Annotated in this window: 14 protein-coding genes and 1 pseudogene; 8 read left to right on the forward strand and 7 right to left on the reverse strand. The window is 72.0% G+C overall.

The window, feature by feature from the left end:
• Positions 1-86: 86 nt before the first annotated feature.
• Positions 87-8,327 (reverse strand): SpvB/TcaC N-terminal domain-containing protein, encoded by an 8,241-nt coding sequence (locus ABTY59_RS19150; protein WP_352020149.1) that lies wholly within the window; start codon positions 8,325-8,327, stop codon positions 87-89.
• A gap of 270 nt (positions 8,328-8,597) precedes the next feature.
• On the opposite strand from ABTY59_RS19150, the gene ABTY59_RS19155 reads away from it, so the two are divergent.
• A complete protein-coding gene (locus tag ABTY59_RS19155; protein ID WP_352020150.1) occupies positions 8,598-9,104 on the forward strand; it encodes a DinB family protein in 507 nt (168 codons plus the stop codon).
• 16 nt (positions 9,105-9,120) lie between these two features.
• Here ABTY59_RS19155 and ABTY59_RS19160 read toward each other — a convergent pair whose 3' ends face one another.
• A complete protein-coding gene (locus ABTY59_RS19160) occupies positions 9,121-10,563 on the reverse strand; it encodes a carboxylesterase/lipase family protein (protein WP_352020151.1) in 1,443 nt (480 codons plus the stop codon).
• Positions 10,564-10,716: 153 nt separating this feature from the next.
• Here ABTY59_RS19160 and ABTY59_RS19165 point away from each other — a divergent pair, with 153 nt between their 5' ends.
• Positions 10,717-11,082: a hypothetical protein gene (locus ABTY59_RS19165; RefSeq protein ID WP_352020152.1), complete on the forward strand. Its 366-nt coding sequence runs from the start codon at positions 10,717-10,719 to the stop codon at positions 11,080-11,082.
• 181 nt (positions 11,083-11,263) lie between these two features.
• Here the strand turns inward: ABTY59_RS19165 and ABTY59_RS19170 are convergent, their stop codons facing one another.
• Complete coding sequence (locus ABTY59_RS19170) at positions 11,264-11,671, reverse strand: cupin domain-containing protein (RefSeq protein WP_352020153.1); 408 nt, start codon at positions 11,669-11,671, stop codon at positions 11,264-11,266.
• Between the two features lie 394 nt (positions 11,672-12,065).
• Between ABTY59_RS19170 and ABTY59_RS19175 the strand changes: the two genes are divergently transcribed.
• From ABTY59_RS19175 to ABTY59_RS19185, 3 genes are all read left to right on the forward strand, one after another.
• Positions 12,066-12,425, forward strand: coding sequence for an SPW repeat protein (locus tag ABTY59_RS19175; protein ID WP_352020154.1), 360 nt, complete (start codon positions 12,066-12,068; stop codon positions 12,423-12,425).
• Between the two features lie 210 nt (positions 12,426-12,635).
• Positions 12,636-12,989 carry a DUF805 domain-containing protein gene (locus tag ABTY59_RS19180; protein WP_352020155.1) on the forward strand — a complete coding sequence of 118 codons (354 nt, stop codon included), beginning with the start codon at positions 12,636-12,638 and terminating at the stop codon, positions 12,987-12,989.
• A gap of 192 nt (positions 12,990-13,181) precedes the next feature.
• Positions 13,182-14,471, forward strand: coding sequence for an ATP-binding protein (locus ABTY59_RS19185; RefSeq protein ID WP_352020156.1), 1,290 nt, complete (start codon positions 13,182-13,184; stop codon positions 14,469-14,471).
• On the opposite strand, the gene ABTY59_RS19190 is transcribed toward ABTY59_RS19185, so the two are convergent.
• Together ABTY59_RS19190 and ABTY59_RS19195 are read right to left on the reverse strand one after the other, a co-directional pair.
• A complete protein-coding gene (locus ABTY59_RS19190) occupies positions 14,449-15,378 on the reverse strand; it encodes a carbohydrate kinase family protein (protein WP_352020157.1) in 930 nt (309 codons plus the stop codon). The two genes, ABTY59_RS19185 and ABTY59_RS19190, sit on opposite strands and share 23 nt — an antisense overlap.
• A gap of 87 nt (positions 15,379-15,465) precedes the next feature.
• Entirely contained in the window at positions 15,466-15,987 is a 522-nt protein-coding gene (locus ABTY59_RS19195) for a GNAT family N-acetyltransferase (protein WP_352020158.1), read from the reverse strand.
• A 230-nt stretch (positions 15,988-16,217) separates the two neighbouring features.
• Between ABTY59_RS19195 and ABTY59_RS19200 the strand changes: the two are divergent.
• Positions 16,218-16,643 (forward strand): annotated as a pseudogene (locus ABTY59_RS19200) (discoidin domain-containing protein); the annotation flags it as partial.
• Positions 16,620-17,447: a chitosanase gene (locus ABTY59_RS19205; RefSeq protein WP_403538245.1), complete on the forward strand. Its 828-nt coding sequence runs from the start codon at positions 16,620-16,622 to the stop codon at positions 17,445-17,447. The pseudogene ABTY59_RS19200 and the gene ABTY59_RS19205, both read left to right, overlap by 24 nt.
• Before the next feature lie 107 nt (positions 17,448-17,554).
• Here ABTY59_RS19205 and ABTY59_RS19210 read toward each other — a convergent pair whose 3' ends face one another.
• Together ABTY59_RS19210 and ABTY59_RS19215 are read right to left on the reverse strand one after the other, a co-directional pair.
• Positions 17,555-18,763, reverse strand: a complete 1,209-nt coding sequence (locus tag ABTY59_RS19210; protein WP_352020159.1) for a threonine synthase — start codon at positions 18,761-18,763, stop codon at positions 17,555-17,557.
• Between the two features lie 108 nt (positions 18,764-18,871).
• Positions 18,872-20,182 (reverse strand): hypothetical protein, encoded by a 1,311-nt coding sequence (locus ABTY59_RS19215; RefSeq protein WP_502995382.1) that lies wholly within the window; start codon positions 20,180-20,182, stop codon positions 18,872-18,874.
• A 380-nt stretch (positions 20,183-20,562) separates the two neighbouring features.
• On the opposite strand from ABTY59_RS19215, the gene ABTY59_RS19220 reads away from it, so the two are divergent.
• Complete coding sequence (locus ABTY59_RS19220; RefSeq protein WP_352020160.1) at positions 20,563-22,035, forward strand: PP2C family protein-serine/threonine phosphatase; 1,473 nt, start codon at positions 20,563-20,565, stop codon at positions 22,033-22,035.
• The last annotated feature ends 43 nt before the right edge of the window (positions 22,036-22,078 follow it).

Consider the following 22,078-nt stretch of genomic DNA (forward strand, 5'->3'; position numbering starts at 1 on the left):
CTGGGGCACCGGTCCGAGTCCACCACCGTATGCCGTCGGATCACCTCATCCCGCGGACCGTGATCCCTGCCGGCGCCTTCATCCGCCTACTTCGCCCCACCCCATCGGTCGCCGTAGTGTTGCTTGATGCCGTTGGTCACCAAGCGGTCGATGAAGGGCTGCCAGGTGATCTGGGCGACCCCGCCGTACACACCCCTGGCAGGCGCGCCGCCGCGGGCACCCATGCCGCCGATGATCTCGGCGGAGGCCTGCAAGGCGAGTTCGCCGTTCTGGTCCTCGAAGATCCGGAAGTGGATCGTGCTGCCCACGCCGTCGATGTGGCCGTCGAGCGTCGAGTACTCGATGTTGATCTCCTTGCCGTCGAAGTCCATCTGCGTCACCTCGACCGGGAACCCCTTCGGTCCCACCTTCAGCGGCAGCTTGTCACCGACCTTCGGCATCTCCTTGGGAGCACCGTTGATGGGGAACGTGCAGTTGTAACAGGACTTCAGCGCGTTCCAGGCGTCCCCGACCGTGACGATCTCCGATGCCTTCCCCACCTTGTTCGACGCGCCACTCGCACCGACCTGGGAGAAGTACGTGCCGGTGGTCGGATCGACCAGCACGTAGGTGTCGGCTGCGTCGCCCTCCGCGTGGATGGTGTAGTCGTAGCTCCACGGCTGGTTCTCCCACGGCCATTCGCCCGTGGGGTCGGTCAGTTTGACCGGGTTGTTGTGGACGTAGGTGTACGCGGCGAGGTTGCGCGGCTGGGTGATGCCGCCCGCGAGGTCCTGGTCCAGGTACTTCGGCAGCGCCGGGTCCGCGCTCGCCCACAGCTGTGTGCGCGGGTTGTAGTAGCGCGCCCCGTGGTAGTAGAGCCCGGTCTCGGCGTCGAGTTCCTTGCCGGTGAACTGATACTCGGTGTCGTGCTGCCCGGAGCGCTCCTCGACCCAGGTCTCACCGTGCGGGAAGTACTCCAGGTGCTCGGTGACCGTGCCCTGTTCGTCGGTGACGTAGCCGGACGAGCCCAGGTGGTCGGCGTGATAGAAGGACTGGTCGCCCTCCACACCCCCGGACACCGTCTTGGTGGCCACGCGGCTGTCCCCGACGAACACGTGCTTGAAGCCGGTGCCGTCGCGTTCGCTGTAGTTGCGGTTCGGGTACACCGACACCCCGTCACCGGCCTTGACGACCCGGTCGCCCCCGGCGTCGTAGGTGTAGCGGACGGCCGCGCTCGCGCAGCCCGCCGGGTCCTGGGTGACCGCCGTGGTGCCGTCGGCATTGCAGGCGAGGCGGTTCTCCTCGTCCCAGACGTACTGGCGGCGCGCTCCGGTGGCGGTGTTCACCGTGTCGGTGAGGTTGCCGTTCGCATCGTAGGTCTGCGTGATCGGCCCGACCTTGTTCGGCGCGTGCGGCTTCCCGTTGCCGTACTCGTAGGCGTACGTGTAGCTGGTGCGATCCTGGACGTCGACCGGGTTGGCCGGGTCCTCCACGGGTTCCATGGGCCCTGGTGACCCGGTGCCGGCCGGGAATGCGGGGGTTCCTCCCGTGATCTCGTGGTGCTGCGTCTTGGTCGTCGTGTTGTCGATCGAGTCGTAGGCCAGCGACAGCGTGTACCGGTTGAGCTGATTGTCCTTGTCCGTGTACTGCCCGGACGAACTGGTCAGCCGGTACAGGTCGTCGTAGGCGTACGTCTGGCTGCTCGGACCGCCGATGACGGAGTTCCGTGGCGCGCTGTTCGTGCGGCCGGTGACGTTGCCGGTGTTGTCGTACGTGTAGCCGAGCTCCTGGAACGGCGTCCCGCTCGGGCCCGCGGCCTTGAGGGTCGCCAGCCTGCGGTCCTCGGAGTCGTAGGTGTACGTGGTGCGCACACCGTCGCCGGTCTGCTGGAAGGTCTTCTGCCCGAACTCGTCGTAGTCCAGGCGGTGCAGGTAGGTGTACTCGGTATCGCCCTTCACACCGGTGGCGCGGCGGACCTGGCCACCGGAGTCGTAGTCGTAGGTCAGGGTCTCGCCGTCCGGATAGGTCATCTGGAGCACACGGTTGAACGAGTCGAAACGCCACAGCGTGGTGTAGGCGCGTGGCGACCCGCCCACCGCGGTGATCGTGCGGGTCTCCCCGGTCACTTCGCCCAGTGCTCCGTACGAGCGTCTCACCGTTCCCGCCGCGTCGTGGACCTCGGTGACGCGCGAGGCCGCGTTGTCCGGTGCTCCGGGGGCTCCGTACGCGTAGGAGACGTCGTTCTCCGGGAACGCCGGGTAGCGGACGGCCTTCAGCCGCGCGTACTCGTAGTCGTACTCGACGGCCCTGTCCGCTGCCCGCAGGTTCGCGGTGACCTTCGACGTGACGTTCCCGGCGAGGTCGTAGCGGGTCTCAAGGCGTCCGGCGTCCGGACTGTCGAACGAGATACGGCGTCCCAGCGCGTCGTAGCCGGCCCGGGTGACGTTGTCCTCGGCGTCGGTGATGGTCGTGATCCGGCCCATGGCGTCATACGTGTAGCTGGTCCAGATCTGCGAGGAGTCGTCGAACTCCTTCACCGAGGTGGTGGCGCCCCGGAGGTCGGTGTAGGTGCGGCGCTCCTTGCCGTTGCCGTCGGTCACCGTTCGCTCGAAACGGATCGTGCCCGACCGGTCCTCGCCGAAGCCGTATGCGGTGCTGGTACTGACGCCGTCCGGTCGCACGGTCTTCAGCGGCCGGTCGAGGACGTCGAAGGTCTCCTTCGTGGGCGCCACCGGGTCGAAGGAGGCGTTGAACGTGGTGTTGACGTCTCCCTTGTCCTCGGTCACCGGGTAGTACGTCTCCACGGTGCGGCCGAGAGCGTCGAACTTCAGGCGGCCGGAGACCGTCATCACGTCGGTGGGTGAGACCCCGGGCCCGGCGGACACCGAGGCGTCCTTCTTGCTCTGCACCACACGCTTGAGGCCGTCGCTGAAGGTGACGGTGTCGATGGTGTCGTCGCGCAGGCCCGTGGCGGCGCGGTCGAGGTGCCGGGTCGTCGCGTACGGGACGGTCGCCTCGGGGTGGTAGCCGAAGGTGATCGTGGCCCGGTCGCCGTCCTTCTCGTAGGGCCCGGTCACCGTGTCGAGCCGGCCGACGCTGTCGTACGTCATCGTCACGGACTGGTTGTTCTGGTCCGTGGTGCGGGTGGGAACCCCGTACCTGAGGTCATGGGCGGCGGTGGAGCGGTAGCCGAAGCTGTCCTGGACGGACTCGATGTGTACGCCGACGGTGGTGTCGTAGCCGTACTCCAGCTCGTAGCGCTGCCCTCGTGCGTTGGCCGGGCCGGTCACCGACTTCAGGTTTCCGTCCGGGTGGTACGTCAGGTCGGTGACGGCCGCGGTGTCGCCGTCGAGGTATTCGCGGGCCTGGCGGATCTCGCCGGTGGCGCAATCGACGTCGGTCGCACGGTGCCGCAGCAGCTTCCCGGTGGCGTCCTTCTGCCAGATCTCCTCGGCGATGCCGGTGCGGTTCGCGTCGCGGCACTGCGCGCGGGAGGCCGTGTAGGCGTAGGTGGTCTCCAGGTCGTCGGCGGCGCCCTCGCCGCCGGTGTCGAAGACGCGGGTGACGTTGCCGTGGGCGTCGTAGGAGAGCTGGGTGGTCGTGGCGGCGCCGGCGGTGGCCGCGCCTTCGTAGTGCTTCTCCTCGATGCGGGTGAGCCGGGGGAAGACGGTGGCGGTCCGGTTCTTCGGGTCGGCTTCCTCGTTCGTGGCGGTGTCGATCAGTCGGTAGGTGTGGAGTGTCTCGCGGTACGGGTGGCCGGCGCCGTCCTCGGTCAGCGTGCGGGTGAGCAGGCCGCGGCTCACGTATCCGTCGGTGCGGTACTCGTCGGTCAGCGTGCGGCGGACGGCGCCGCCCGCACCGGTGTCCCGGTCCTCGGTCACCACGCGGCCGAAGCCGAGGAACGCGCGCTCCTGCCGGTCGTAGTGGCCCTGCTCGTAGCGGAAGGTGGTCAGGCGCGTGTCGGTTCCGTCGCCCGCGAGTCCGTCGAACACCGAGACGCGGGACAGCACCCAGCGGCTCCCCGGCATGGCGGCGGTGTTGCCCGCCCGGGTGTAGTCCAGGTCGATGCGGGCGCCCATGGGCCGGTCGACCGAGCGGAGCAGGTTGGTGCGGCCGGTCTTGTTCACGGCGACCAGGAGTTCGTCGTCGCGGGTGGACCGGACGTGGTCGGCGAGTCCGTCGCCGTTGACGTCCCGCAGGCTGGTCTCGGCCCGGCTGATGCCGGTGGTCGCGTTGACGCCGGGGTTGAAGACGAAGACGCCGACGGGAGTGGGCAGGCCGACGGTGAAGTAGACGCCCGCGCCGAGGCTGGCGTTCTTGTCGACGGCGATCTCGGGGAAGCTGCCGCGGAAGGGGGCGGGCGCGGTGAAGCCGGTGCCGGTGTTGACCGCGACCTTGATCGGGTTCGCCCCGTCGGTGAACACCCGGTCGGTGAGGCCGTCGCCGTTGACGTCCGTCATGCTCGCGCTGGTGTACGAGGTTCCCAGCTCGGCGGAGACGCCGCCCGCGAAGCCGTAGCGGTCGACGTTGAACCCGAGGTTGACGCCGACGTTGCGGGTGGACGCGTCGTTGATCGGTCCGGCCGACCAGGGTTCGCGGGCCGCGAAGGAGTAGCCCAGGTTCAACTGGGCGTCGCCGTTGCCGTACACCTTGTCCGGCAGTCCGTCGCCGTTGATGTCGATCAGGTCGACGCGGGCGTCGGACTCGCCGCCGCCGAGGTTGCCGCCGATGCCGAGCGACGGCTGGACCGCGCCGGTGGTGGCGGTGTTGGCGCTGGTGCCCGCGTCGGGCGCGGCCATGCCCAGGGCGCTGGCGATGGTGGCGGTCTCGCTGCCCGCGGAGAGCGAGACGTTGCCGGAGACGTTGTCCGCCTCGCGGACGTTGCCGCCGAGGGTGCCGCGTGTGGCGCCGAGCGCTCCGGTCATGTCGGAGAACTGGATCTCCTTGGCGCCCACGACGTCGGGGTAGCTGTCGCCGTTGAGGTCGAGGTAGTCGACCGAGCCCGCGGTGATCCCGCCGACCACGGTGCCGCCGAACGGTCCGGCCGCGAGGGTGGCCGACACCTGGCCGGTGACACCGCGGCGCATCACCGCGCGGTCGCCCGCCACGTCGGCGTCGGTGACGATGTCGATGGTGTCCGCGCCGAGGCGGGAGCTGGTCGCCATCGTCGGGGTGGCCCAGGAGGAGTCGTCCTGAGCGGCCCAGCCGCCCTTGGCGGGGACGGGGGCGAACACCGCGAGACGTGGCATGGTGAGCCGGGGATTCGCGGTGAACGGCGCGATGTCCGCTTCCTTGGGCTCCTTCGGGAGTGCGTTCTTGAAGCTCTGGTCCAGGGTGAGTTCGGCCTGCTTGAGCGGTTGGGTGGCGCGGTCGCGGTTGCCCTGGTAGCCGATCACGCCCCAGCCGCGGTAGGGCTGGGCGAAGGCCCCCTGCCCGACGGAGGCGTGCAGGGCGCTGGGCGCCGGGGTGAAGGCCGGCCAGCTGGAGGTCACGTCGTAGGTGACCGACGCGGACTGGTCGACGAGCAGTCCGAGGAGTCCGGTCTCCGTGGTGGAGTAGTCGATGTAGAGGTCGTCGCCGGCGGTGACCGGCACGGTCAGGTCCAGGTTCGGGCCGCCGAAGGGGGAGGTGTCCTTGACTTGGAAGATCCGTTTCCCGAGCAGCTGTCCGCCGCGCTTCTTCACGGTGAGCGCGATCTTCGCGTCACCGAGGAGGTTGAAGTTGAAGGAGATCTTCGGCCGGACCTTCAACTGGCCGGTCTTGGTCGCCTTGTAGGTTTGCTGCGGCGCGGTGAGGGTGTCCGCGGGGAACATGCTCTGGTCGTACGGCGGGTCGATCACCAGCGTGGGGTCGCCGTCGGCGTCGACGACGGACTCGACCCCCTGGGCGGCCGTGTAGTGCGCCTTCGGCGCCCAGCTCACCGCCGAGGCGTCGATGGGGGAGTCGGTCTTCAGCTTCCACGACATCTTCTCGAACGTTCTGACCGGAATGCTCAGGTCGATCGCGGTGGTGCCGGTCGACGCCGCGGGCAGGACCTTGCGGAACACCTCCGTACCGGGGTGAACGCCGTTGCCCTTCTCGATCACGACGGTCACGTCGTCCGAGGTCGCCGCGGACTTGACCACGTCACCGGTCAGCCGCAGCGTGCCGTTCACCGGCACGGTCACCAGGGACGGCCGGCCGCCGAAGGTGAAGTCGGTCGACGCGCGGAACACGGTGTTCGCCAGCCCGTTCGCGTCCGTGCCGGCCGGCAGGTCGGTGTAGGTGATCGCCGGGTCCCACGCCACGGTGTCGTACTTGCCGTCCAGAACGGACTGGGTGCGGAAGTAGAGCGCGTCGCCCTTCTTCACCGGGATCGACGCCACGTTGCCCGGGGTGAACTCGGTGTGGTCGTCGGGGCCGATCCGCTGGGCCCAGAGTTCGGCGTCCTTGTGCTGGATGGTGACCCGCACGCCGTCGGCCTTGGTGTAGGCCGCACGCGCCGGGGAGGGGTCCTGGGTCAGCTGCACGCGGCCGTCCACGCGGACGGTGCCGTCGAACGGCGCGACCCAGCGGCGCACGGTGTCCAGCAGCGGCGAGTTGTCCACCTGCTGGTCGAACTGCGCGGTCTGGTCGCCGACGATCGCGCCGGTCACCGCACCGTCCCCGATCGGCACGGGGGTGCGGGTGGAGTCCGCGCTGTACGCGGGTTGCCCCTGCGCGTCCAGGTAGCCGAACAGCACGCCGCCGTTGTTCACCAGGTCGGTGATCCCGTCGCCGTTGACGTCGCTGAAGAACCGGTCCGAGGTGGTCGTGGTGCCCACGAAGTCCAGCTGGGCCGAGGTGGTGAGGACGTACGACTCGATGCCGATGGTGCCGGACAGCGTGCGCTCGGTCGAGATTCCCGGGAGGCCGGTGAGCCTGACCGGCGTGTCGCCGAACTTCGGCTCACCCCCCGGTGTCGCCCGATTGGGCCGGTAGAACACGTCCTTGTTCTTGCGGAACACCTTGTCCGGCAGGTTGTCGCCATTCACATCGGCCAGGGTCGACAGGCCATCGGACTGGCCCGCGCTGAACCCGACCTTCAACCCGACGGAACCCTCCTTGGACGGCAGCCCCTGCACGTTGTAGCCCGCGAACAGGTGCGCGCCGAAGCCGGCCGACGTGTTCGCCGAGATCGCACTGGCCTCGCCCTCGCGGATGTTCACCCCCAGGTCGTCATCCGGCACCGACCAACCCGCGGCGGTGGCGAAGGCGTTGTAGGTGCCCGACGGGTCGCGCACGTCGTCGAAGTAGTCGAACGTGTGGGTGTGGAACAGCTGGTTGTTCTCGCCGAACTGCGACACCGAGGTGAGCAGCGTCTTGGCGAACGCGCCGGTCCGGTAGTTCAGCTCGTAGGCGCGGATCAGCTGGTCGTCCAGCCTGACCTCGACGCGCCGCAGCAGGTCGGCGGTGACCCTCTTGAACCCGTACCGGGCATCGACCCGCACGTCCGCCCGGCGGGGCTCGCCACGCTCACGGTCCCGGACGAACGTCACCGAGTACCTGCCGTCGGTGTCGCCGCGACCGGTGTAGGTGATCTTCTGCGGGTACAGGTCGCTGCCCGGCACCGCGGAGTTCGCCGTGCCGCCGTCGGCCACCTTGGCGTACCGGTAGCGCAGGAGGTTGTCGTTGCCGTCGCGGACCTCCCGCGCCGCCCAGGTGGCGACGCGGCCCTTGCCGTCGGCCAGCGTGCTGTCGGCCGTGCCACCGAAGAGCGTCCGGACGCCCTTCCTGTCCGTGACCTCCCACCAGTAGTTCGCCGGGCTGTCGCCGTGGCGCACGATCCGGTCGAAGCGACCCTCCACCCGGGAGTGGAACACCTTCTCCGCGGTGCGCGCCTGCAACTCGCTTCGGTGCGCCACCGGGGTCAGCTGCTCGCCGTCGAGCAGATAGGTCTCGGTCTCCAGTCCGGCGTCGTAGCGCGGCACACCCCACCGTGTGTCGACCGTGACGACCGGGGTGGTGACGTCCCAGCCGACGCCGAGCCACCCGTTCGTCCCCGACGAGTCGTAGGTGAGGGCCAGGCTCGGCTCCAGGCCCGCGCGGCCCTTCGGCACCTCCAGCGGATACGACAACCGCGCGTCACCGCTGTTGTTCACCGAGGGCGCCTCGACCAGATTCACCCCGGAGCCGGGATCGGCCGCCTTGACGTCCTTGATCTGGTTCGGGTTGAACGACGTGCCCTCGGGCCCCTCCGGCCCCTTGACCGCCGAACCGGCGTCCGGCACCGTCGCGGCGGCGCTGGGGAACAGCGCGGGCGCGGTCAGCCCGGACATGGTGAGCACCATGGCCAGGGCGACGGTCGCGCCCGTCCGTCTGCGGACCACGCGCCGAACAGTCATCAAAGGGCCCCCGTATCACCGGACTTCCTCCTGGAGCACGAGTCGTCCGACGACCCCCGCCCCCTGCGTTACCGAACGGTAGATCGGCGGCCGGATCGCTCCCACAGGCTTTCCGGACAACACCCGCCCGGTGCGGTCACGATCCGGCAACGGAAGCCGGTGGGGGCGCAGACGTGCACGGGCCTGCGGATCGACCGGTTCGCGAAGCCGTAATTGCCTCGACAGCGCTCACGGTGATCGGCGACGCTTCGCACGATGACCAGAACCGACGACACACCGCCCGCGTGGGACGAGCGCACCCAGCTCACCACGTTCCTCGACTACGCCCGTGACACCGCCCGCGCCAAGTGCGAGGGCGTCTCCGCGGAGAACGCCCGCAAGGCGCTCCTGCCGGGCTCCCCGCTGATGACCCTGAGCGGACTGATCAACCACCTCCGCTGGGTCGAGTACTACTGGTTCCGCGTGGTCTTCCTCGGGGAGGAGGACCAGGGGCCGTGGACCGAGGAGGACCCCGACCGCGAGATGCGGATCGCCGTGGACTTCCCGCTCCCGCAGCTGCTCGACGAGTACGCCGCGCAGAGCGCCGCCTTCCGCGAACTGGTCGCCGCCCGCGACCTGGACGCGAAGGCCGAGCGGACCGTCCGTGACGGACTCCGCGTCGACCTGCGCTGGATCCTCCTCCACCTCACCGAGGAGACCGCCCGCCACAACGGTCACCTGGACATCCTGCGCGAGCTGCTCGACGGCACGACCGGGGACTGAGACGCGGCCGGACCGCTCAGTCGAGCCAGAGTTCGCGGACCCGGCGCACCGGGTCCGCGACGGTCCGGGGCTCCGCGTCCCAGATCTTCGTGGCACGCTCGGCCGCGGTGTAGCGCGGCCAGTCGGCGCCCGGGTCCTGGTCGGTGACGAACGCGACCCACGCCCGGTGCATCGCGTCGGCGAGCGCGCGCGGCGGCTCGGCCCCGGCCACGGCCGTCACGCCTTCGGCTTCGAGGAGGTCGAAGGCGAAGGGCAGGTCCAGGCAGTGGAAGGCGAGGCCGAGCGCCGGCGAGCGCCAGCGGAACTCGTAGAACCAGGTGGGCCGTTCCCGCGCGGCGCGGGCGTCGGCGACGGCGAGGTTCGGGGCGCGGAACACCGTGTCGGTCAGGGCCTGGCCGAAGTACCGCTCCTCGCCCGCCGCCGCGTACGTCTCCGCGAAGTCCTCGGCCCTCGCGGGGTCGAGCCCGAGACCGCCCAGGAGGACGGACAGCGGCGGCCCGTCGGGGCCGGGGGCGGGGAACATCGAGAACTCGTCCTCGGTGAAGCCGAGCATCAGCGGGACGTCGGCACCCGCCTCGCCCTCCGTCAGGGCGTCCAGGACGGGTTCCGGGATCAGCTCGCCGTCGGCGAAGGGGGCGAGGGCCAGCATCGGGGGCAGTCCCTCGCGGTCGGGGCCCGGCTCGGACAAGCGGTCCTGGAGGTCGAGGAGTTCGTCGTCGGTCAGGTCGCGCAGGGCTGCGACGGTGGCGGGGACGCCGGTACGGGTGGTCAGCAGGCGCGCCGCGGCGCGGGCGACCTCGGGGCCGTCGGGCCGCAGGACGGCGCCGGAGACGGAGAGCGCGCCCCGGAACAGGCCCTTGGCCGACGGGACGGCGAGCAGCGTCTGGACGGCGCCGCCGCCCGCCGACTGCCCGGCGATCGTGACCTTCGCCGGATCACCGCCGAACGCCGCGATGTTGTCCCGCACCCACTCCAGGGCCGCGACCCAGTCCCGTACACCACGGTTGTCCGGAGCGCCCTCGACGTGCAGGAACCCCTCGATCCCCAGCCGGTACCCCACCGACACGAGCACCACGCCGTCCCGGTTGAAGGCCGCCCCGTCGTACCAGGGACTCGCCGCCGACCCCGCCACGTACCCGCCGCCGTGGATCCACACCAGGACCGGCAGCCCCGCGTCCGGAGCGGTGGAGGGCGTGAACACGTTCAGGTTCAGCACCCCCTCCCCCGGGATCGACGGCTCCGGAATCGTCGTGACCTCGGCGAACGGACGCCGTTGGGCCGTCGGCCCGTACGCCGTCGCGTCCAGCGGCTCCGTCCACGCCTCCGGCTCCACCGGAGCCGCGAACCGCAGATCGCCCACCGGCGGCTGTGCGTACGGAATGCCGAGGAACCGCAGGCTGCCGTCCGCACGGCGCTCGCCGCGGACGGGTCCTCGGGCGGTGGTGACGAGGGTGCTCATGGGGTGCTGCTCCTTCTGCGCGGGCACACGGGGCCGGAGAAGGAGCCTGACACCATTTAGTTACACGTGTCAACACGTCGCCGGCCCGGCCCCCGCCCCTAGACTCGGAGGCTCGCGCAGGACCCCCGCGGGTCCGGGGGAAGGCGGGCGGCGATGGCGTGGGACCTCGACGTCGTGGTGGGGGTGCTCGTCGCCCTGACCGGGGCCGGGCTCATCGCCGCCGGGACGGTCTGGAAGGGGCGGGCCGTGCGGCCCTTCGCCGCAGGCCGGGCACGGTCGATCGCCCAGCGCGAGTACGCCCGCGACCTCCAGCGGGCGGCCGACCACGTGATCGCGGCGGCGCGGCGGTCCGCCGGCGAGGGCGAACCGGCCATCGTCACCGTCGAGGCCGTGCGCCGCACGACCGAGGAGCGGTACGGCTACGCCGAGGTGGACCGGCGGCACGCGGCGGCGGCGCTCCGCCGCCGGTTCGAGCACGGGCGCTGCGCCGCGGACTGCGTCACCGACGCGTACGGATAGCACGCGCACGCCGTCACCGAGGCGTACGGTCACCGATGGGTAAGGGCGCGACCCACGCTCGGTCACCGATGCGTACGTGTGCGGCGCAGGCCCCGTCACCGACGCATACGGCTACAGCTCAGGCCGACGTCATCGACGCGTACGGGACTCCCGCACCGCTGCCCCGGGTGCGGCCGGACGTTCAGCCGCGGCCGCTCGGCGGCGACGCGGGGGCGGGCTCGCCCGAGGGAGGCAGGGCGTAGTTCGTGAAGCCCGTCCAGTCGAGGGCGACGCAGGGTTCGTCCCCGAGGACCCAGGCGTCGTGGCCCGGCTTGACCTCCATGTAGTCGCCCTCGCCGAACTCGGCCGTCTCGCCGTCGTCCATGACGACCTTCATGCGGCCGCTGACCACGTAGCCGACGTGCGAGGCCTGACAACTGTCGGTGCCGGCGATGGGCTTGACATGCTGGGACCACTGCCAGCCCGGCTCGAAGACGGCGCGACCCACCGAGCCGCCGTCACCGATGAGCAGATCGAGCCTGCCCTTGTCGCCCTCGAAGGGACGCGTCTCGTCCGCCGAGTCGAAGCTCTTCCGTACGATTCCGCCCATCACGCACTCCCGGCGATGGAAAGGGTCCGGTTCCCCGAGTCCTCTTCCAGGTTACGCCGGGACACCACACGCGCACGATGCATAGCGATGCAGGGCGCAATGCATAGCGATACGAAGAATCGTTCAGACTTGCATTGAATTTTTGTTGAACAGAAATCGCCCTTTGGTGGATCCCTGCACATCAACGGGCTCATTTCTGTGCGCATCCCTTACCGGGCAGACCTACACATAAAGGCCAGATAAGCGCACAATGAAGCAGCGGCGTGATTGCCGCGGTTCGGCCGGACATGCATGACGCCAGAAGGAGGCGAGTCACATGGCCGACGTCTCTCACCGCCACGGTGATATCGCAGGACACCCCGATGCGCCGGAAATGCGGGACCGATATGCCCGTATGCTCCAGACCCGAGGTGTCGCAGCTGTCGAGGAGCTCGTGATCCTCGCCGGCGTGTGGACCGCGATCTCCGCGTGGACGGTCCACTTCGCCGCCGCCCGACCGGAGCTCGCCATCAGCAACCTGATCGTCGGCATCTCCCTGGCCGTGCTCGGCCTGTGCATGTCGATGGTCCCCGAGCGGTCGCAGGACCTGAACTTCGTCGTCCTGCTCCTGGGCGCGTGGCTGATCGTGGCGCCGTGGGTGGTCTCGCGGAACCCCAGCACGGGCACGATCCTCAGCAACGTGATCACCGGTGCGTGCGTCTGCCTCTTCGCCCTCACGGCCGGCGGACTGCTCATGAGCAAGCGAAGGACGTGATGTCCTGACCCGCCCGCACTCTCGTCGATCCTCTCCCGGAACGGCGGCATCTCCCCTCACCGGAGATGCCGCCGTTCACATCTGTCATGTGTGAACGGCAATCTCCCGGTAACGAATTGACCCATGTGGTTTCAGCCACCTAAGTTCTGCGTAAAGCTTGCTCCACAGGGACAGGCTCCCGCTCGCACACCCAGTCCTTGGGGGGACAAAGTGAACTGGTACCTCGACGTTCTCAAGAAGTACGCGGTGTTCAACGGACGCGCGCGCCGCAAGGAATTCTGGATGTTCGAGCTGTTCAACATCATCATCTCGATCGTCCTGAACGTCATCGACATGTCGCTCGACATTCAGCTCCTGAGCCTCATCTACATGGTCGGCATCTTCCTGCCGTCCCTGGCCGTGACGGTCCGCCGCCTCCACGACACCGGCCGCTCGGGCTGGTGGGTGCTCATCAGCCTGGTGCCGCTCGTCGGCTTCATCGTGCTCATCGTCTTCGCCGCCACCGAGGGCGACCAGCACCAGAACGAGCACGGCCCGAACCCGAAGCTGGCGCCCGCCTACTGACGGTCCCCGCCGCCGACGGCACCGCTCACGCACACGGCCCCCGGAGTCTCCTCCGGGGGCCGCTCCCGTTCTCCTGCCCAGTGCCGGTTCGGCGCGTTTCCCCTCGTCGGCTTGTGCAGGATGGCGCACGACCGGTTCCGACGGCCCCGCCTAGCCTCGCCGCAACAGCACGAACGAGGGGCGGTACCACCGGTGAACTGGCACATCCACGACTACCGCGAGAGCGATCTCGCCGCCGTCGTCCATCTGATCGACACCACCGCCGAACTCGGGCAGGAGTCCGTGTTCTCGCTCGCCGAGTGCATCGGCGCCCTCACCACCCGCCAGCCGGCCGTGGTCGCCGTGCACCAGGGCGTGCCCATCGGGGCGGCGCTCGCCTGTGTCTCCGGCGAGCGGGCCTGGGTCATGCGGATCGCGATCTCCTCGGCGTGGCGGGGCCGAGGCCTCGCCAGCGCCCTGCTCGTGGAGCTGGAGCGGCGGCTCGTCGCGGCCCGGGTCGGACGCATCGCGTACGTCCTGCCGGAGGAGGAACTCCTCGGCGAGGGCCTGCTGAACGCTGGGTACACCCGCCAGCCCGCCGTCGCGTACTTCGAGAAGGTGGAGCCGCTGCACGGCCCCGCCGCCGGCCTCCTCGACGACCTCGGCGGCCGGCTGCTCCCCGGCGACCTGTGGGCGAAGGTCGCCGGCATGGAGCGGGAGAAGGACCTGATCGAACGCCGGGTGGTGCTGCCCCTGGCCGAGCCGGAGCGCGCCACCCGGCACGGCGTGCGCCCGCCGCGCGCGGTCTGTCTGTTCGGGCCGCCCGGCACCGGCAAGACCACGTTCGCGCGCGGCATCGCCTCCCGGCTCGGCTGGCCGTTCGTGGAGATCCTGCCGTCCCGGCTCGCCGACGAGGGCAACCTCGCCGCCGCCCTGCGGTCGGCGTTCGCCCGGATCGGCGAGCTGGAACGGGTCCTGGTCTTCATCGACGAGGTCGAGGAGATCGCCCCGGTCCGTTCGGAGCCCGCCCAGCCCGGCGGCATGCACGGCGTGACGAACGAACTCCTCAAGCTGATACCGGGCTTCCGGGAGAGGGACGAGCGGCTGCTCGTCTGCGCGACCAACTCGATCCGCTCCCTCGACCCGGCGTTCCTGCGCCCCGGCCGCTTCGACTACCTCATTCCGATCGGTACGCCGGACAAGGCGGCACGCGCGGCGATCTGGTCCCGCTACACCGACGGACGGCCGGACGTCGACATCGACGAACTGGTCCTCGCCAGCGAGCTGTTCACCCCCGCCGACATCGAGCACGCGGCCCGGATCGCCGCCCAGGCCTCCTTCGAGCGCGATCTCGTCGCCGTCGGCGGGCGCGGCGGGGAGGCCCAGGCGCCCGGCGCGAGCACGGCGGACTACCTGGAGGCCATCGCCGAGTGCCGGCCCACGGTCACGCCGGACATGGTCGAGCAGTTCGCCTCGGACATCACGACACACGCCCGTACCTGAGCGCGAACCGCTCCCCGGCCGCGTCCAGTTCCGCCCGGTCGGGCGGCTGGGCGCCGGCCCGGGAGACGGTGACGGCCGCCGCCGCGCCCGCCCTCCGCAGCAGCCTCGCGAGGTACCCGGCGTCGAGCCCGGAGAGGTCCTCCCGTCCCCGTCCGGCGAGGGTGTCGAGGACGGCGGACATGAAGGAGTCGCCCGCGCCGACCGTGTCGACGACGGTGACCTCCGGGGCCTGGGCGGAGACCGTCTCCCGCCGGGTGAGGGCGAGCGAGCCGGCCGCGCCCCGGGTGACCAGGACGACGGCGGGGCCGAGGCCGAGCCAGCGGGCGGCCGCCTCGCGCGGATCCTGGCCGGGATAGAGCCAGGCCAGGTCCTCGTCGCTCGCCTTCACGAGGTCGCTCAGGGCGACGCAGCGCTCGACGCGCGCGACGGCCTCGCCGTGCTCCCCCATCAGGGCCGGCCGCACATTGGGGTCGTAGCTGACCGTGGCCCGGTCACGGACCCGCTCGACCTCGGCGAGGACGGCGGCAGCGCCGGGAGCGGTGACGGCGGCGATCGAACCGATGTGGACATGGGCGGGCCGCGCCACGGGCGGCTCCCCGCTCGACAGTGTCCAGGCGATGTCGAAGGTGTACGTGGCCTGCCCCCGGGCGTCGAGTCCGACGACGGCCGAAGGGGTGCGGGCGGGGACGCCGGCGACCTCGATCCGTACGCCCGCGCCCTTCAGGTGGTCCGCGATCCGCCGCCCGGCGGGGTCGTCGGCGAGCTGTGTGAGCAGCGTGACCTCCCGGCCGAGGCGGCCGAGGCCGTGGGCGACGTTCGCGGGGCTGCCGCCCGGGTGGACCCGCTCGGTGCCGTCGGCGCCGCGCACGATGTCGGCGACGCACTCGCCGATCACCAGGAAGGACATGGTCGGAGCTCCTTGGCGTAGGCGTCCTGCCGGCCGGTCCGCAGATCGTACGCGGCGGCGGCGTCCGGCGCATACGGCGCGAGGACGTCAGCGGTTCCGGCGGTACAGGACCTGGTGGGCGTCCCACTCCACGAAGGACTCGGCGTGCTCCAGGCCCACGGCCTCCAGGAGCCGGCGGGACCGGTGGTTGGCCTCCTGGGTGACCGCGACGACGCTCGGCGCGCTCTCCAGCACCCGCGCCACGGCCGCTCCGACCGCCTCGCGCGCGTAGCCGCGGCCCCAGTGCTCGGGCAGGAACTGGTACGAGACCTCCGTCTCGCCGTCCCGGCCGCCCTCCTCCACCGTGACGAGTCCGAGCAGGACCCCGTCCTCGGCCCGGACCACCACGTGGTGTCCGGCCGCCCCGACGATCCGTCGCTGCCGGATCCGGACGACCGAGTCGATCACGGGGCCGCCGAGGTGGCGCCGTACCTCCGGGTCGGTCCACAGCCTGGTCACCGCCGGCAGGTCGACGCTCCGGACGGGCCGCAGCACGAGCCGCTCGGTGACGAGCGGGCGGGCGGGCGGCGCCGGGGTCGGGGGCGGGGAGGCATGCGGGGAGGCGGTCACACCTCCGATCATCTCAGCCCGGGGACGGAACCGGGGGCCCCGGTAGCGCAGGGGCGGGCATCCGGCGACCGGCGAGGCCTCCGCGTGCCCTCAACTCCCTTTTCTTCCAAGGCTCTTGCGCCGTCTCCGCGCGCCCTCTAGCGTCACGTCCACCAAACAATAGGAAGCTTTCCTATCAGTCTGGCGCTGCACCGATCCGAAGTCCCGGCGATTCCCCTCCCTGGAGTGACATGCCCCCCACGATCAACGCGCTGCGCGGCCGCCGCCTGGCGGCCCTCGTCGTCGCCTCGGCCACCGGCGTCCTGCTCCCCGTGCTGGCCGGCCTCTCGTCCGCTACCGCCGCGGCCGTCAACCTGGCCGCGAACCGCCCCGTCACCACCTCCTCCACCGAGTCGAGCTCGTTGGGCGGCGCCAAGGCCGTCGACGGCTCCGCGTCCACCCGCTGGGCCAGCGCCGAAGGCGTCGACAACCAGTGGATCCGGATAGACCTCGGCTCGTCGACGACGCTCGACCGGGTCGTGCTGAAGTGGGAGGCGGCCTACGCCAAGGCCTACCGCGTCGAACTCTCGGACGACGGCTCGACCTGGCGCCAGATCCACGCCACCACCTCCGGCGACGGCGGCACCGACGACCTGAGCGTCACCGGAAGCGGCCGCTACCTCCGCGTCTTCGGCACACAGCGCGGCACTCCGTACGGCTACTCGCTCTACGAGGTCGAGGCGTACGGCGCGGGCTCGACGACCCCGCCCCCGTCCTCCGGCACCGGCCTCGACGACCCGCGGAAGAAGGAGGTCGCCATGAAGCTGGTGTCGTCCTTCGAGAACTCCTCCCTCGACTGGCGGGCCCAGTTCGCGTACATCGAGGACATCGACGACGGGCGCGGCTACACCGCCGGCATCATCGGCTTCTGCTCGGGCACGGGCGACATGCTGGAACTGGTGGAGCGCTACACGGCGAAGAAGCCGGGCAACCCGCTCGCCCGCTACCTCGGCGCCCTGCGCGCGGTGGACGGCACCGACTCCCACGAGGGCCTGGACCCGGGCTTCACGAACGCCTGGCGCCAGGCGGCACAGGACACCGTGTTCCAGCAGACCCAGGAGGAGGAGCGCGACCGCGTCTACTTCGCTCCCGCCGTCTCGCAGGCCAAGCAGGACGGCCTGCGCGCGCTGGGGCAGTTCGCCTACTACGACGCCGCCGTCATGCACGGCGAGTCGGGCTTCCGGAGCATCCGCTCGGTCGCCCTCTCCCGCGCCCTGCCGCCGTCCAGGGGCGGAGACGAGAAGGCCTATCTCAAGGCCTTCCTCGACGCCCGCGAGGAGGAGATGCGCAAGGAGGAGGCGCACAGCGACACCACCCGGGTCAGCACGGCCCAGCGCCGCTTCCTGAACGAGGGCAACCTCGACCTGAACGTCCCGCTGTACTGGAGCGTCTACGGCGAGGCCTTCTCGATCACCAGCTGAGCCCCCGGTGGTACGGGGCCGCGCACCGGCCCCGACCACCGCGGCGTCGGATCCTGTTTCCGGCCGTCGCCCCGGGACCCGTCCGGACAGGTCCCGGGGCGACGGCCTCAGCGCGGCTCGGTCTCCCGGGCCGTCAGGGCGGCCCTGATCGGCTCCCAGTCCGGGGCCGTCGGCGCGAAGGCCTCCGTCGCCGTGGCGATGTCCTTGTAGCCGCTGGACGTGACCACGCACACCACCGGGCCGTCGCTCCCGCCGCGCCCGCGGGCACGCAGTCCGGCGAGGCCGGCGGCCGAGGAGGTCTCGCACCAGATGCCCTGCGCCGCCAACTCCGCGCGTGCCAGCGCCATGTGATCGTCGGTCACTGTGTGCGCCGCGCCCCCGGTGGTACGGACGGCGAGGACGCCGCGGTAGCTGTTGATCTCGCAGTCGATGGCGTACGCGGTGGTCGGCGCGACGGGAACGCGGGCCACGGGCCTGCCGGTGCGCAGGGCCTCGGTGAGGGCCCCGGCCGCCGCGGGCTCCGCCGCGTACATCCGGGGGACGGAGTCCGTGACGCCGAGCCGGGCGAGCTCCTGGAACCCCTTGGCCACACCGAACAGCAACTCGCCGTACCCCGTGGGGAGATGCACCTCGGCAGGGGCGCGCCCGAGGTCGAGCGCGATCTCGTACGCGATCGTCTTGTAGCCCTCGGGCCCGAAGGGGTGCCCGGTGTGGGCGGTGTCCGTCACGCTGCTGACGCTCTGGAAGCCGAGCTCGTCCACGATGCGGCGCATCAGCGGGCGGACCGACGCCGGCGGGACGGTCAGGACCGTCGCGCCGTAGGCGCGCAGGTGGGAGGCGACGGCCGGCGGGGCGTACGGCGAGGTGAAGACGGCGCACGGCAGCCCGGCCCGGGCGGCGTAGGCGGCGGCCGCCGCCGCGTGGTTGCCCGACGAGGAGACGACGACGCCCCGCGCGCCCGAGGCCACGGCGGCGCTGACCGCGACCCGGTTGAGCCGGTCCTTGTGGCTCCAGGTGGGGTTGCGGGACTCGTCCTTCACCCAGACGCCGTCCGGGAGCGCGACCAGGGGGGTGTTGCCCTCACCGAGGCCCGGCGCGGCGAGGGGCGGGAGCAGCGGCGCCCAGCGCTCCAGACCGTGGGCGGCCGGGCGGGTGAACAGATCGGCGGGGACCCGGTCGTAGGCGTAGTCGATGTCGAGGGGGTACGCGACGTCCTCGGTGGACGTGACGGGGCAGCCCCGGGTGAGCGGCGGCCACAGCGGGTGACGCACGGACGGATCGGCCAGCGAGCGCTGGGCGGTGGCGAGCGAGGTCACGTGTCGGGCCTTTCGGGAACGGGGCTCGGAAGGGTCGGTCGACGGCGAGCGCACGGCGGTCGTACGGACGTGGGCCGGTGCGCCGCCGCCCGCGCCCGTCCGGGTCCCTCAGCCCAGGCGGCGGGTGAGCGCGGCCAGGGCGCCGGGGCGGCGGCCCGGGACCCGTCGTCTGAGGTCGACCAGGGCGGGGCCGAGGGCCCGCGCGCGGTCGGGGTCGCCGATGTGCTCCCACTGATGGTGGGCCCGGTCCACGGCTCCTTCGACGTCGGGGTCGTCGGGGCGCTGGAGCAGCCCGAGCCGGGCCTCCGCGGCGGCGAGCCAGAGTTCGCAGCTGCGGGCCGGTTCCCCGGCGAGGCGGGCGAGGTCGGCGCGCACCTCCGTCCAGTGCACGGCCTCCACCGACCGGGGTCCGTGGCGGCGCAGCGCCTCGTGCTCCCAGGCCGCGGCCACCGCCGCCGCCTCCCCGTGCCGTCCGGCCATGGCGGCGGCGAGGATCGCGGGGTGGGGGTCCTCCGGGACCAGGGCCGGGACCGCGGCCGGGGCCGTCGAGCCGGAGGGCCCGGCGGACACGTACTCCGGAGGGATCCGGGGCAGGGGGGCGGGCCCGGCCACGGGGACGCGCACCGCACCCGTCACCGGCGCGGGCTCGGGTGCCGTTCGGTCCGGGGGCGCCGGCGTCGGCGTCGGCACGGGCGCGGGGGTCAGGAACAGCGGGGCCGGGGCGGGGGCGACCGTCACCGCGCGCGCGGCGGCCTCCGCGTGCGCCGCCGCCGGGGCCAGGCGGGCGCCGGAGCGCCAGAGTTCGGCCCAGGCACGCAGGTACGCGGGCGTCGTGGGCTCGCCCCTGCGCGGGGCGGGCACCACGCGCGCGTAGAGCAGGGGGCCGGGCCCCAGGTGGAGCAGGCCCGGCGCGGCGGTGAGGCGCTGCCAGAGCTCCGGGTCGACCGCGAGGTCCGCGACGACGGTCGTGGTGCCGGGTGGGCGGACGCCGAGTTCGCCGGCGAGCCAGTGCCAGGGCAGCGCCGTGTAGCGGAGCGTCGCCGGGGTGGTGCGGGCGAGCGCGAGGTGCGGCAGCTGCTGCCGGCGGTCGAGGTGGAGCTGGCCCGCGAGGCAGACGACCAGGGGCCCCGGGCTCGCGGCCGCCGCGCGGAGACGGGTGAGGACGGTCTGCGGGTCCAGGGGGTCGGCGAGTTCGACGACCGTGGCGGCCGCGGCGCCGGTGAGGACTCCGGGCGGTACGGCGGCGAGCGCCGGCAGGACGGAGGCGGCGTCCATCGCGCGGCCCCGCCCGGCGGGCGCGGCGGCGAGCAGCACGGCCGTACCCACGGCACTGGAGGCCGGGGCGCCCGCACCGGCGGCTCCGGCGACCGTGCTCCCGGCGGCGGCGCCCGCAGCACCGACACCCGCGCCCGAAGTCACGGGTCCGGGTCCGGGTCCGGCCACCGCAGCACCGACATCCGCGACACCCACACCCGGGGCTCCGGCGCCCGCGCCCACACCCCGTGAACCGTCGGCCGCTACCGCCGTGCCCGCCTCCGTACGCATGTCCGACTCCCCCGCGACCACCCCGTCCGTGACCGTCGTACCCGCGCCCACCGTGCCGTTTCCGTCGTCGTTCACCACCCCCGCACCGTAACGCGTCGCGCCCTGTCCGATAATCGCCGGGCCTTTGACATATGCCAGAAGCACCACCGGATCGAGTGTTGCCAAATCCCTTACGGCCTGTCCCGGGCTGTGCAACAGTCGTCTACGGGCCGCCTTCCACACGTGGCCGCGCCGCGCCTGCATCGGAGTACGACATGCCGTCCCATCTGTTCGCGGACCGCCCCGCCCAGCCGCCGGAGCCGGGCGCGGTGGACGCGCTGATCTCGCAGACCCGCCGCCTGCGCGGTGGGGTGGACGCCGTGCGCCGGGACGCCGTGGCCGACGACGACGACCCTCAGCAGCGGTGGCAGCGCGCCCTGTGCGACCTCGCGGTGAGCCAACTCGACGACCTGCGCGCCCACTTGGGCCAGCTCCGCGCGGGGGTCCCGGCCGGCGCGGCACCCGAGGCCGAGGAGCTCGACGTCGTCGTCGACACCTCGCTCGCGACCGCCCCCGGCACGGCGTACGGCGTGGCCGCACCGCCCCGCACCGGCTCGCTGCTCTCCCGGGTCGGCAGCGCCGAGTGGAACCTGCTCACCGACGAGGTCAGCTGGTCCGAGGAGCTGTTCGACATCTTCGGACGGCCCCTGGAGAGCGGCCCGATGTCCCTCGACGAGATGCCCACGATGGTCTTCGCCGAGGACCAGCCGGTCCTGCAGGCCATGGTGACGGACTGCCTGATCGACGGGAAGCCGATCGACGGCGAGTTCCGGATCGTACGGACGGACGGCCGGGTGCGCACGGTGCACATGACCGGCGAGCCCGTGCTCGACACCGACGGCTGCACGGCCTCGATGTGGGCCGTCATCCGGGACGTCAGCGAGCTGCGGCGCAGTGAGCGGGCGGTCCGCGAGAGCCGGGACAGCCTGGAGCGCAGCCGCCACATCGAACGCACCGAGCGGCGGGTCGCCGTCGAGCTGCAGGAGGCGGTCCTCCCGCCGTGGCGCGGCCCGCTCCGCTTCGCCCACGACGGCCCCGCGCCGCTCGACGTCGCCGCGCACTACCTGCCGGCCGCCAGTACCGGACTCATCGGCGGCGACTGGTACGACGCGCTCGCGCTGCCCGGCGGCGAGGCGCTGCTGACCGTCGGCGACCTGACGGGGCACGGGGTCGCCGCGACCTCCTCCATGGCCATGCTCCTCGGAGCGCTGCGGGGCATGGCCGTCGCCGGCATCCGGCCCGCCGCGCTGATGGGCCACCTCAACCAGCTCCTGGAGACCTCGGGGCAGCCCGCGCTCGGCAGCGCGATGTGCTGCCGGTTCGACCCGGTGACCCGGACCCTGGTGTGGGCGCAGGCAGGACACCCCGCCCCGCTGCTCTTCCGCGACGGGACGGGGCACGCGCTCCGGCGCCCCGAGGGCGTACTCCTCGGGGCGACGACCGGTGGCGCCTACGGCGAGGCCGAGACCCGGCTGCACCCGGAGGACCTGCTGGTCCTGCACACCGACGGACTGACCCGTGGCGGCGGCAGGCACGACGACACGGGCGCGCGGCGGCTGCTCGCCCTCGGTCCCCGGCTCGCGGAGGCGCGGGACGCGCAGGACTGCGTGCGCGCCGTGGTGGAGGAGTTCGGCGAGGAGTCACGCGAGGACGACGCCTGCGTGATGGTGGTCCGGATCCCCCGCTGACTGCGGCCCGCGACGGGCCGCCGTCGAGGACACCCCGGGATCC

This window comes from Streptomyces sp. NPDC096079 (assembly GCF_040303145.1).
Taxonomy (GTDB): Bacteria; Actinomycetota; Actinomycetes; order Streptomycetales; family Streptomycetaceae; genus Streptomyces.

Bases quoted from the DNA above. Each gene is read 5' to 3' on its own strand.
- ABTY59_RS19155 (WP_352020150.1), top strand. From the start codon at position 8,598: ATGACCAGAACCGACGACACACCGCCCGCGTGGGACGAGCGCACCCAG.
- ABTY59_RS19160 (WP_352020151.1), bottom strand. From the start codon at position 10,563: ATGAGCACCCTCGTCACCACCGCCCGAGGACCCGTCCGCGGCGAGCGC.
- ABTY59_RS19165 (WP_352020152.1), top strand. From the start codon at position 10,717: ATGGCGTGGGACCTCGACGTCGTGGTGGGGGTGCTCGTCGCCCTGACC.
- ABTY59_RS19170 (WP_352020153.1), bottom strand. From the start codon at position 11,671: ATGGGCGGAATCGTACGGAAGAGCTTCGACTCGGCGGACGAGACGCGT.
- ABTY59_RS19175 (WP_352020154.1), top strand. From the start codon at position 12,066: ATGCTCCAGACCCGAGGTGTCGCAGCTGTCGAGGAGCTCGTGATCCTC.
- ABTY59_RS19190 (WP_352020157.1), bottom strand. From the start codon at position 15,378: ATGTCCTTCCTGGTGATCGGCGAGTGCGTCGCCGACATCGTGCGCGGC.
- ABTY59_RS19220 (WP_352020160.1), top strand. From the start codon at position 20,563: ATGCCGTCCCATCTGTTCGCGGACCGCCCCGCCCAGCCGCCGGAGCCG.